Origin of the sequence: Autumnicola aciditolerans, from assembly GCF_041679265.1 — a bacterium.
Lineage (GTDB): Bacteria > Bacteroidota > Bacteroidia > Flavobacteriales > Flavobacteriaceae > Autumnicola.
Map to the genome: position 1 here is coordinate 256098 of NZ_JBGFSM010000003.1, position 12042 is coordinate 268139.

The window sequence follows — 12042 nt, forward strand, 5'->3', positions numbered from 1 at the left end:
AGTGTTAAAATATCCTAAACATCTTTAACAGTGAAGTAGTATCGAGGCAAGACCATATATACATAATTATGAGTACCTAATTTATAGCCATTATTACTGCTAAATAGGCCGCCAAAAGAAATACTCCAACAAAAGCTATTATAGCAATGAGCTTATCTTTAAGGCTAATACTGGTGGTAGTTTTTTTGGTTCTTCTTGATCTTTTCCTGTAACCTTTTCGGTGTTTTTGGTATGATTTCATGATTCATACTTTTTGCGATTTATGTAATTGTTTGGATTTTTAGAACCTATTTAAGGTTTTATTGGTCAATAAACTGGTAAAGAATTTCTCTGGATATAACGAGATTTCAGTTTTAGAGTTACTCACTATTATCTTCTCCTGTCATGACCTTGAAAATATGCTCCACTTCAGAAACATACTAGTTTGCTCATTTTACTATGGGTAAGTGGAAATTTTAAAGAAGGCATGGCATTACGGCTGGTATACCTGCCGGTTCCTTCCACTTCGGTTACCGTAATGCTTATAAAGTCATTGGCACGCAAAGCTTTGATTACTTCGTTGGTACGCTTCCTTCTAACAAATGCTTTTATTTCTTTCCGTATTGGTTTACATCCTTAAACAGGCTTCATATATAGTAGTTCCTCCCCTAAGCTTTTTCGCGGTGTTCCAGGTAATTCTTTTTGGATTCGTAATATGTTACATTTCCCTTATGGTCTCGCAACACGATATAAGCCTGGGATTTATCTATCACATTTCCACTAAAAGGGTCAATGACCATTCGGGCTTCATCTTCCGTGGTCAACTTCTTTACGCACATGTCGCAACAGCCGTAATAGGTTTTATCGTCCACCGGAATAGGTATTTGCGGCTCTCCCATATAAGCATTGTTGACCATACAAACCAGTTCATAAGGTATCTGGTCCCCTATCTGGTAACCACTTGTTGCTTTTAAGCTATTTGCGGTTTCTACAGTAGTTTCCATTCTGGTGGTAGCTTTTTCTTCTTTTTCCTCTGTGTAATTGCAAGCTGATAAAATTACTGCACCCAATAGTGCAAGGATGAAAAATTGAATATTTGTTTTCATATTTTTTGTGCCTGCCGTATGGGCGGAAGAACCTTGGGGATGATTTTACCGCCCATATCCTGCAGGGCTTTATTTAATTTATTGTCTCTTTTATGCTGCCACATTTGAGCATTCTATCACCCAAATATGGATTCCTGATGTCCTTTTGATTGGAAAGCCAAAAAGCACCTTCATTATTATTGGCCATTGGGCAGTATTCCAGATAAATCTCCCCCATGGAGAGCTTTCCGTTTTTTACCAGATCGGCCATTTCATTACTTAGGCCATTAAAAGCAAGTCGCTGATCTTCCAGGGAAGTAGCATTCGATATTTTTCCGGCTTCTGTCTGCGCCTTTTTACTACCTTCAACTTTTTCTAGTGATTTGTCAAGTTGTGAGGCGGTTTGCTTTGCTTTCTCTTTATCTGATGCTACTAAGGCATCTTTAAGGCTCAGGTAATTGAAATAGGCTATTCCTAAATACTTATTCTTAAATTTAGGTTCCATTTGCATATTCCCATCTTGCATCGCATGGCCACCATGATCGTGTTGCGCATAGCTTCCTAGGCTCATTAGGGCCAGGGAAAGCATCATCATTGTTTTTTTCATTTTTATTTATTTAAAAGATTACTAATTAATTATTCAATACTATTCTATAGTGTCCCTAATTTCCCCGCAAGTAGACATAGCCTGTCCCATATAAGGGTTCTGGATTTCTTCTGAAAGACTCAGCCAGGTAGCACCTTTGTTATCATCGGCCATAGGGCAAAACTGCTCATAAACCTTTTTGTTCACTCCGAATAATTTTACGGCTTTGCTGAAATGGGCAGATAGATGTTTAAAATGTTTTCTTTGTGCTTTTAATTCTGAAGTTTTTGAAATAGAATTGGCCGAGGCTGAAATTTCTTTTTCAATGGTCATCCAGTGGCTATGTGCCTCAGGGCTGTTTAAAAGTTTCATATCGATCTGGGAAACTGACTGGTACAAATCCCTTGCAGAATTTGCAGCATTAGTTGCATTGTCCTGGGCAAAGGCATCCTTTAAGTTGAGATAGATTTTAAACGCCTGGTTTAGCTGATCTTTAAACTCCTTTGCCACCTCGTTCCTTTTTTCCATTTTAGAATGGTCCACCTGGCTTTGTGGCATGCCGGTGTTCTTTTCCATTTCCATTAGGGCATCGGGACTATCCATATCCCCATGGTTATGGCCTGTATTTACCTTTCCTCCTTCAGCATTCATCATACTTCTTTTTCCACCTAATTGGGCGGCGGCATCTACTTTGAAAACGCCATTTACCACAACTTCTTCTCCTGCATTTAAGCCTCCCAGGATTACATACTGGTCACCGGCTTCAGGACCTAAGACCACTTCCCTGTACTCAAAAGTAGGTTCATCCCTAGATTGGTCCTTTACATATACAACAGCATTTTTACCTGTCCAGAGAATAGAAGATTTTGGCACCACCAATGAATTCTCCAGGACTTTCAATTTACTAGTGAGAATCCCTTGCACGAACATATCGGGTTTTAGGCTCCCGCCTGGATTATCAACCTCTGTCCTTACCAGGGCTACCCTTGTTTGGGGGTTGATCACCGGGTCTATAAATGTCACCGTACTGGTGAAGGTTTGGCCGGGCATGGAGGCAGCAGAGAATTCCACTTTATCTCCTTTTTTGATCCATGGCAAATCGCTTTCATAAGCGTCAAAAAGAACCCACACCTTCTTTAAATTTGCGATATCCAGTAATGCCTGCCCTTCGCTTAAGTAATCTCCTTCACTTACGTTCCTGGAAATAACGGTGCCAGACTGTGTGGAATAAATATCGAAATTATACTGGACTTTTCCATTCTTTTCGATATTGGCAATTTGACCATCTGTAAGGTTCCATAATTTCAACTTATTTATTGCAGCTTCGTAGAAGGATGGGTTGGTTTCTCTAAAACTTACCGCTTCCAGCAGTTCTTTTTGCGCCTGGACCAGCTCCGGGGAATATATAGAAGCCAGTCTCTCCCCTCTTTTTACTTGCTGGCCAGTAAAGTTTACATACAGCTTTTCTATACGACCTGGAAAACGGGAAGTAACATTGGAAACCAATCTTTCATCTGCTTTGACTTTTCCAGGTAAGTATACTTCTTTTATCGGGGAAGATTCCTGTACCCTAAACGTTTCAATATCGGCTATCTTCATTGCCGCTTCGGTCATCTGAATTTCTCCTTCTCCAACCATTTGCCCACCTGAAGCTACCGGAATAAGTTCCATGCCACATATTGGACATTGTCCCGGACCGTCTTCTCTTATCTGGGAGTGCATGGCACATGTCCATACTTCTCCTTCTCCTTCATGGGAATGAAGTTCTTCATTACTATTGGCTTCTAAGGTTGTTTCCGTACCTGAAGAGCCGCCAAAAAAGAGCCATCCAAGGATTAAACCAGCTAGCAAAAAGCCAATAGCGATATATCCTGTTTTATTATCTATTCGTTTCATATTGTTGTCCCATTAAATAGTTAATCCTATATATACTGTTGTTTTGTTCTGTTTGGGCCCGGACTAATTCAAGGTTGTACCCTAGTAATTGCCTTTCCATCCTTATAATTTCAAAAACATTATTTTGTCCGGTGGAAAGTTCAGTTTGCAATAATTCCAGGGATTGCCGTGCAATATTAGTGAGCCTATCATACAGCAACACTTTACGTTGCGCATCCAGATAGTTTCGGTAGAATTCTTCCATCTCCGTCAGGAGCTGGTTTTCCAGGTTTTTTTTCCTAAATATAGCTGCCTCTTGCTGTAACAAGGCTTGCTGCCTCATCGCCTTGTATTTTTTGCGATATAAAGGCAGCCGGATCCCTACCTGGGGAAAAATAAACGCGTCACGCCCATTATCCTCCAATCCTACCTGCGGATCAATATCGTTTCTGGGTGATATATTGGTATAACTTGCGCCAAGGTTAATAGAGGGAAATCCCTGCTTTCGGGCCACTTCCACCTGCTCTTTAAAACTTTTTGCTTCATATTCAAGCTGATCCAGCCGTGGATTTTCCTTTAAAATGTTCTGAAAGATCTCCTGCTTTCCTAACAGGAGTTGTTCTTTCCACAACACTTCTGGCAAAAAGACAGGTTCTTCCAGACTTATGTTCAAAAGCTGTTCGAATTGTGTTTCTAAAGGTTGCCGGCTATCCTCCAAATAAGCGAGCCGGGTTTGCAGTTCTTCTTCCTCCATTTCTACCTGTAACACAGAGGAGAAACCGGATCTTCCGCTTTCAAACTGCACTTCAGCCAGGCCTTTAAAAGATGCTAAAAGACCTAGGTTCTCTTTTGTAATCCTAATGGCCTCATTTAAATAATACAATTCATTATATGTGGTTTTCACATCCCTAAAAAGTTCCAGTTTTGCATCTTCAAAAGCCTCGAATTTTGATTTGGCCTGTTCTACAGCAACCTTTTCCTGCGCGTCAAGCGTTCCAAACCATGGAAACATCTGGCTAAATGAAGCGGATCCCCGTTGCGCACCCAACCTTGTTTCCACAGGCTGGATAAAATAGCCTAGATTGAGCTGTGGATCCGGCAATGCACCATCCCTCGTCACCTGTTCCAATGCAGCCTGATATTGGTTGTACAGCGATTTTAACTCCGGGTTATTCTCTGCTGCAATAACCAGGTATTTGTCCAAATATTGCTTTTCCTGACTGTTCTCCTGAGAATAAATACTCGTAGTAAGAAAAAACAAGCAGATTAACATTAGCCAGTAAACCTGTTTAATATATGTTCTATTTTTCATCTCCTATTTTTTTTCTTTTAGCTTTAAGGTCTTCTTTTCCCATTTTTTCTCTTGCCACATGCTATATAAAACAGGTACTACAAACATGGTAATGATCTGGATAAGCATCCCTCCAAAAGTAGGGATCGCCATAGGGATCATAATATCCGAGCCTTTACCTGTGGAAGTCAATACGGGCATTAGGGCAATAATGGTGGTTGCGGCAGTCATCATTGCAGGACGAACCCTCTGGCTCCCCGCAATCAGTACCGCCTGCCGTATATTTTCTTTTCCTTCAGGACTTTCCCTTTCAAAGACCTGTTTTAAATAGGTTCCCATAATTACCCCATCATCGGTGGCGACCCCAAAAAGAGCGATAAATCCAACCCATACGGCCACACTAAGATTAACCGGCCCTATTTGGAATACATTCCGCATACTATCCCCAAAAAGGTCAAAATTCAAGAACCATTCCTGGTTGTAAAGCCAAAGCAGGATGAACCCGCCGGAAAAAGCTACAAACACCCCAGAAAATACCATTAATGTACTCTGGACATTGCCAAACTGGAAATAAAGGATCAACAGGATAACCAGCAAACTAATGGGGATTACGATCGAGAGGGTTTTAGCCGCTCTTATTTGGTTCTCATAATTACCCGCGAACTTGTAACTTACCCCGGCCGGCACGTTAAATTCACCGTGGGAAATTTTCTCATTAATAAGCTCCTGCGCATTCTCCACCACTTCTACTTCAGCATACTCGCTCTCTTTGTCAAAGATCACATATGAAAGCAGGAAAGTATCTTCACTTTTAATTACCTGTGGTCCCTGGACATATTGCACTTCAGCAAGTTCCCCCAGTGGGACCTGCACACCTACCGGGGTTGGTACCAGGATATCTTTTATATCTTCCGGGTTGTCCCTGAACTCACGCGCATAACGTAAACGAACCGAATAGCGCTCCCTGCCTTCTACAGTGGTTGTCATTGCCATACCACCCACGGTGGCACTTATTATTCGTTGTACCTCTCCAATAGAAAGGCCATAACGGGCGATGGCCCGCCGGTTTATGTCCAGCTCCATATAAGGTTTACCCACCACGCGATCCGCAAAGACTGAAGCAGCTTTTATACCGGATACTTCCTTTAGAATATCCTCCAATTGTAAACCAACCTCTTCTATAGTTTCAAGGTCTGGTCCAAATATCTTTAATCCCATTGGTGCCCGCATTCCAGTAGAAAGCATCACAAGGCGGGTAGCTATGGGCTGTAATTTGGGTGCCGATGTTACCCCCGGCAAACTGGTAACTGTTACAATTTCCTCCCAGATATCATCAGGTGACTGAATATGATCACGCCACTGTCTAAAATATTTCCCGTCAGAGTCAGGAATGAGTTGTGAAATATCAAGGTTCTTCCTTTCCATGTTTTCAGGATCAAAAACTTTCCCGTTCTTTAGCACGTATTGTTCCTCATCATTTACTTCGTATGCTATACGGTATCCATCCTTGTCTCTAACATATTCAGATTTATAATTAATCACATTTTCAAACATCGAAATAGGAGCGGGATCAAGTGCGGTAGCGGCACGACCCCACTTTCCCACGGCGATATCCACTTCCGGGATAGAAGTTAAACGCTTGTCCAGTTGTTGGACAGTTTCTATATTTTCTTCGACTCCGGAATGTGGCATCGTAGAAGGCATAAGTAGAAATGAACCCTCGTCCAGTGGAGGCATAAATTCTTCACCCGCACCGGGAAATTGTTCTTCTAAAGCAATCCATGAATCTGTTTTTCTTATATCCCACCCCACTTCATCTGTGGCTATGGCTACAAAACCAAAAATTGTATTAAATCCTTGCCAGGCAAGGATTCCAAACAGAAAGATAAGAATGGGGAGTGCCAGAAATTTTTTCTTGTTATTAAGGCACCAGGTCAAAATATTTTGATAGAATCTTGTTACCATTAATAAAGCACCGAGAACCAGAAAAATAATGCCTGCAACAAAAACCAGGTTGGTGAAATAACTATTATCAGCACCAAGTGGAAGCCATTCTTTTGTCAGGAAATACAACACTCCAATCAAAATGACTGCTATATTAATATAGTTCACATATTTCTTCTTCCCATCTGGCCATCGCGGTTCCAATAAATTGTTTAAGGCTAGCAATATAAATAGGATACCTACCCATGGGACGTAGAAAAACATCAAAATCCCGAGCGCAAAGAGACTGTAATTCCAACCTCTCCTGGTTCGTGTAGCACCAAAATTCAAAGAAAATAGTGCGTGGGCCAAAGCTGGTATTACCACGATGCCTACAAAGAGGGCAGCTAACAGTGCAAAGGTTTTAGTAAAAGCAAGGGGTCCAAAAAGCTTTCCTTCCTGTCCTGTCATAGCGAAGACGGGAATAAAGCTCACTACGGTTGTTGCCAGGGCGGTCAAAACGGCCGAAGCTACCTCTGTAGTGCCTTCGTAGATTACCTCGAGATTTCTCCTCCCCTTGTTTTCTGGCATTTCCAGGTGCCGTATTATATTCTCGGTGAAAATTACACCCACATCAACCATCACCCCAATAGCAATGGCAATACCGGACAGAGCAACAATATTGGCATCCACACCGGCATACTTCATTACGATAAATGTAATAAGCACACCAATAGGAAGTAAGGTAGAGATTAAGATGGATGCCCTGAGGTTTAATACCAGTACGATCACCACAATAATGCTTATGAGAATTTCCAGGCTCAAAGCTTCTTCCAGGGTACCTAATGTTTCATGGATAAGACCTGAGCGGTCATAGAAAGGGATGATGGTTACTTTTGAAACGGTTCCGTCTACCAGCGTTTTACTAGGGAGCCCAGGTGCTATAGCTTCAATTTCATCCTTAACATTATTAATCACTGCCAGAGGGTTGGAACCGTATCTGGCTATTACCACGGCTCCTGTTGCTTCGGCCCCGGCTTTGTCCAAACCTCCTCGCCGGGTTGCCGGACCCATCTGGATCTTGGCTACTTCTTTAAGACGAATGGGGGTATTTTCATTTACAGTCACTACTGCCTCTTCTAGGTCTTCCAGACTTTCAATATAACCAAGGCCACGTATCAGAAATTCGGCACGGTTAAACTCTATGGTACGCGCTCCTACGTCCATATTGCTTTCCTGCACGGCTTTCATAATTTGCTGCACATTAACCCCATAACTTTTCATGGCGGTAGGGTCAATTTCCACCTGATACTCTTTCACATAACCTCCAATAGATGCTACTTCTGAAACGCCTTCAGCCGCAGATAAAGAGTATTTTATATAAAAATCCTGGATAGATCGGAGTTCCTGGGGATCCCAGCCTCCTGTAGGTTCCCCAGTTTTTGGATTTCGGCCTTCCAGGGTGTACCAGAAAACCTGTCCTAGCGCAGTAGCATCTGGACCGAGTGCTGGTTGAACATCAGATGGTAATGTTCCCGCAGGCAGGGAGTTGAGCTTTTCCAATATTCTTGAGCGGCTCCAGTAAAATTCAACATCTTCTTCAAATATGACATAGATACTGGAAACTCCAAAAATAGAACTACTCCTTATAGTCCTCACACCAGGAACACCCAGTAGGGCCGTGGTAAGGGGATAAGTGATTTGATCTTCAATATCCTGGGGCGACTTCCCCATCCATTCGGTATAAACAATTTGTTGATTTTCGCCAATATCCGGAATGGCATCAACGGGTACAGGATCACGAGGAAGCAAATCACTCTCCCAGTTGAAAGGTGCTGTGGAGAATCCCCAGGCAATCAGGGCAACAGTAATTAAAACCGTTACCAGTTTGTTTTCAAGGAAAAACCTTATGATTTTATTAAGCATATCTGAATTACAATTAAATTAGTAATCTTAAAAAGACTATAAGTATTCTTACACACTACCCTTAGAGAGGCAGCGTGAAGTCTTAGGAGAAATTTAATCGTACAATCAGATTAAGAAAACCTGGTTCAGGGTGGGGATATCATAAACCAAGAGAGGAGGTGAATAATTTTTAAAAGGAACGGCTTGCCGGGTCTGTTCTTTGAATATATGCACCCAAAGAGACGGAGAAACAACCAGGAATACCTGTTGGAAAAGCTCGTGTTTAGCAATGGAGGACTGTAATTCATCCTGCCCATCCACTATGATCTTTTTCTGGTTACAGCACAGGTCCCTAAGATCTTCCTTTTGGGAAGATGACTGTTCGTGAAAGTGCACTCCACAGCTTTCGGCTTTAGAAAATACAGCCGAATCCACTAAGAATTTTCCGCAGAAATGTTGATCAACCACAAAAGAACTTGTAGAAAACAGCACCAGCAGCGCTAATGAAAAAGCAGATATTTTTTGTAAAATTGTTTTCACCTTAAACAGAAATAGCCTTCTCCAGTATTGGTTTTAATCCAAATGACCCTGACCAGAGATAAATTATTCTTATCGAATTATAAAAACAAAACTATGTTACTTACGACTGTCAAAACATGACTATAATCATGTTTTGTTCATTTTTTGAAGTTTTAAAGGATTCTACGCTCATAATTTAATCTTAAAGAAAAGATTATTGCTTTGATATTAACCCTTCCTGATGAAAAAAGGATAAGTGATCGGTTTAATTCAGCATTATCCAAAAGAAAGGATTTGAATTAAGAATAAGCTACCTTATTGCCAAATATCGAGTTATCCTTAAATGCTGGCGTACATAATTAATAACCATAATGGAATTCTGTAGGATCTCATAGAAAACGTTTTAAAACCTCTCAGTCTATATAATTATATACTTATAAATATTTCTGATAAAAAATGGCTATAAAAGAATTAATATTTTAGTCTTTTATTGAGAAATACGAAAAATAAAAAAAGGCTATCATAGTTATGATAGCCTTTTACCCAGACCCAATTTTATACAATATTCATATTTATAAACGGAGGTTATAAATGAACTTGAAATGATCAAAACCTATTTACTTAAATCTTCTTCTTTTTCTTCTTCTTTTTATTGGTGAACTTTCTAATTGTAGGTGAAGAAGTGTACCATAATAGGAACCCACTTAAAACTGTAATTAAGCCAAGCCAAGAAAATGCTCTTAGTATTAAATTATTAAAATCGTCCCTACCTTCGTAATCCATCGTATGTGTCATCCAGAGAAAATCAAACCAACGCCAGTCACGGTGTCTTAATGTTCTAAAAGCTCCATCAGCTTCAGAGACATAAGCTCTAATATCTTCAGATGTATTATAAGAGATCACGTATGCTGGAAGTGGTTTACCCCGATATTCATGGTGGTCTCCGGTTGAGGTTATTCTTTTAACTCCGGTCACTTCTAACTCATCTATCATATGTTGATTGGCCACTGCAACTGCTTCAGTTTCAGATAGTGTTTCTTTAATTTCTCCTGTCCTGGCATTCTGAAGGATATTTTCATTAATCCAGTAATAAGGTTCACCTGCAACATCTTTTAACTGTAAAGAATTAATCTCAATTTCAGGATTAAGTTCTGTAGGACTTCCAAGCCCGGAGAAATTAGGATCTTTTATTTCTGTTTTAAGAAATTGATCACCATGTATCTCATCAATGTCGGTCCAGCTGAAGTATAAACCACTTACTGTCCACATTATAAACTGTATACCTATAAAAATACCCAGGTATCTATGCGCCTGTCTTATTTTAAGCGCTGTTTTTCTTTTTACCATAATTGTTTGATAATAAAGAGATAGTCATTGATTTCGAAGACTATCTCTTTTCTGATTCTTCTTAAATTATTTTAGTATCCTTCAGTTTGTTCCATACCCGATGCTTCAACTTCGCTGGCAGGAATTGGACAAATGGTTCTATTATCTGTGGCCTGAATATCCAGATTGGATACATCTACTCCGGTATTTACATGCTCATCAACGGGGCGATTTATATTTTTACCTCTACGTATATAGTCATAAATACCGTGACCTTCTAAAGCTAATTCCCGTCTTCTCTCTTCGGCGATCCTTTCTTTTAATTCTTCACCAGTTTCTGTAGCCTGACTAGAAGAGAAGTTAGTAGTTCTTTTCTCTATAAGTGAATTCAGAAAGTCTTGTGCTTCTGTCTCTCCTCCTCCGGCACCATTCGCCGCAGCTTCAGCTGCAATTAAATACATCTCAGAAAGTCTTATTACTGGAATATTGTGAGCACTTAAACCGCCTCCATCACTCCTATTGATGTATTTAACGAAGGCCTGCTGGGTACCCTCTTTATCTTCCTCAAGCAATGCCGCCCTAGGGTCGCCTTCATATTCACTCAATAGTTCAACAAAAGTTTGGGTAGCAATAATATCTCCCTGACCTCCGTTTTTAAAATCAAACTGAGCTCCCAGTCCGTTACTACCTAGAGAATTTTGACTGGTAATACTTAATTCAAAAATAGATTCAGAATTATAATCTTCAAAAACATAAGAATCAACTGCCATAAGATTTTCTTCACCTCTGGTAACAATTACCTCTTTAGCATACTTAAGAGCGTTATCCCAATCTTGTTTATATAGGTGCACTCGGGCTAATAGGGCCTTAACTCCAGTTTTAGTCAAATACTGGGTGCTTCCCTGGTTCCATGTGTTTTCCTCTAATAAATCAAGAGAGCTTTGCATATCACGAATAATCTGATCATAAGTTTCTCCAAGGCTACTTCTCACTGTCACAATCTCATCTGAAGAAAGTTTTAAAGGTAGTCCCTGGGCTGATGGACCTTCCTTTATCCAAGGGTAGGAAAAAGTTCTGGCCAGATCAAAATATATCATACCTCTTAGACCCAAAGCTTCTCCAAGTATCTCTTGTTTTTGAGCTTCGTTTCCTTCAGCCGCATCAATATTATTAATGATTAGGTTAAGGTTGTTTATTGATTTAAATGACTGAATCCACAAATCTTCGCAGCTTCCGCTACTATTGCTACTCTCTTCATATTTATAGGCAATTAGCTCATAATTTCTAGGATTAAAAGTAGTTTTCACAAATCTAAAATCGGTGCCTTTTACAGCCGCTCTTTTATATAAAACCCTTCCCAGATAAGTATTACGTGATATTTCATTGTAGGTTCCTGTTAATAATTTATCCAGTTTCTCTACAGAATTAAGCACGAGGTTCTCTGAAATTACATGATCTGGTGTTTGATCCAGAACATCACTACTGCAACCTTGAAGCCCCAAAAGCCCTAAGATTAAAATGCTATTTCTTAATATTTTCATTTGAATACGTTT

General features: G+C 40.2%; 10 protein-coding genes. All 10 read right to left on the bottom strand.

The genetic code is table 11. The features are described 5' to 3' along the window. Positions 1-76 precede the first annotated feature (76 nt). Positions 77-241 (bottom strand): hypothetical protein, encoded by a 165-nt coding sequence (locus tag AB8M93_RS04620; RefSeq protein ID WP_373056400.1) that lies wholly within the window; start codon positions 239-241, stop codon positions 77-79. A gap of 167 nt (positions 242-408) precedes the next feature. After that, positions 409-543: a hypothetical protein gene (locus tag AB8M93_RS04625; RefSeq protein WP_373056401.1), complete on the bottom strand. Its 135-nt coding sequence runs from the start codon at positions 541-543 to the stop codon at positions 409-411. Between the two features lie 104 nt (positions 544-647). After that, positions 648-1085 carry a hypothetical protein gene (locus AB8M93_RS04630; protein ID WP_373056402.1) on the bottom strand — a complete coding sequence of 146 codons (438 nt, stop codon included), beginning with the start codon at positions 1083-1085 and terminating at the stop codon, positions 648-650. A gap of 73 nt (positions 1086-1158) precedes the next feature. Then, a complete protein-coding gene (locus AB8M93_RS04635) occupies positions 1159-1671 on the bottom strand; it encodes a DUF3347 domain-containing protein (RefSeq protein WP_373056403.1) in 513 nt (170 codons plus the stop codon). A gap of 39 nt (positions 1672-1710) precedes the next feature. Continuing rightward, positions 1711-3546, bottom strand: a complete 1836-nt coding sequence (locus AB8M93_RS04640) for an efflux RND transporter periplasmic adaptor subunit (RefSeq protein WP_373056404.1) — start codon at positions 3544-3546, stop codon at positions 1711-1713. Next, a complete protein-coding gene (locus tag AB8M93_RS04645; RefSeq protein ID WP_373056405.1) occupies positions 3530-4837 on the bottom strand; it encodes a TolC family protein in 1308 nt (435 codons plus the stop codon). Before AB8M93_RS04645 ends, AB8M93_RS04640 begins: the two co-directional genes overlap by 17 nt. A 3-nt stretch (positions 4838-4840) precedes the next feature. After that, complete coding sequence (locus AB8M93_RS04650) at positions 4841-8665, bottom strand: efflux RND transporter permease subunit (protein ID WP_373056406.1); 3825 nt, start codon at positions 8663-8665, stop codon at positions 4841-4843. 105 nt (positions 8666-8770) lie between these two features. Beyond that, positions 8771-9184 (bottom strand): HYC_CC_PP family protein, encoded by a 414-nt coding sequence (locus AB8M93_RS04655; RefSeq protein WP_373056407.1) that lies wholly within the window; start codon positions 9182-9184, stop codon positions 8771-8773. Positions 9185-9784: 600 nt separating this feature from the next. Beyond that, positions 9785-10510, bottom strand: coding sequence for a PepSY domain-containing protein (locus tag AB8M93_RS04660; RefSeq protein ID WP_373056408.1), 726 nt, complete (start codon positions 10508-10510; stop codon positions 9785-9787). Positions 10511-10581: 71 nt separating this feature from the next. Further along, the gene (locus AB8M93_RS04665) at positions 10582-12030 is read right to left on the bottom strand and encodes a RagB/SusD family nutrient uptake outer membrane protein (RefSeq protein ID WP_373056409.1); all 1449 of its coding nucleotides are present in this window, start codon (positions 12028-12030) and stop codon (positions 10582-10584) included. Positions 12031-12042 lie beyond the last annotated feature (12 nt).

Excerpts from the sequence above, each read along its gene's own strand:
- AB8M93_RS04620 (WP_373056400.1), bottom strand. The coding sequence starts at position 241 with ATGAAATCATACCAAAAACACCGAAAAGGTTACAGGAAAAGATCAAGA.
- AB8M93_RS04630 (WP_373056402.1), bottom strand. The coding sequence starts at position 1,085 with ATGAAAACAAATATTCAATTTTTCATCCTTGCACTATTGGGTGCAGTA.
- AB8M93_RS04635 (WP_373056403.1), bottom strand. The coding sequence starts at position 1,671 with ATGAAAAAAACAATGATGATGCTTTCCCTGGCCCTAATGAGCCTAGGA.
- AB8M93_RS04640 (WP_373056404.1), bottom strand. The coding sequence starts at position 3,546 with ATGAAACGAATAGATAATAAAACAGGATATATCGCTATTGGCTTTTTG.
- AB8M93_RS04645 (WP_373056405.1), bottom strand. The coding sequence starts at position 4,837 with ATGAAAAATAGAACATATATTAAACAGGTTTACTGGCTAATGTTAATC.
- AB8M93_RS04650 (WP_373056406.1), bottom strand. The coding sequence starts at position 8,665 with ATGCTTAATAAAATCATAAGGTTTTTCCTTGAAAACAAACTGGTAACG.
- AB8M93_RS04660 (WP_373056408.1), bottom strand. The coding sequence starts at position 10,510 with ATGGTAAAAAGAAAAACAGCGCTTAAAATAAGACAGGCGCATAGATAC.
- AB8M93_RS04665 (WP_373056409.1), bottom strand. The coding sequence starts at position 12,030 with ATGAAAATATTAAGAAATAGCATTTTAATCTTAGGGCTTTTGGGGCTT.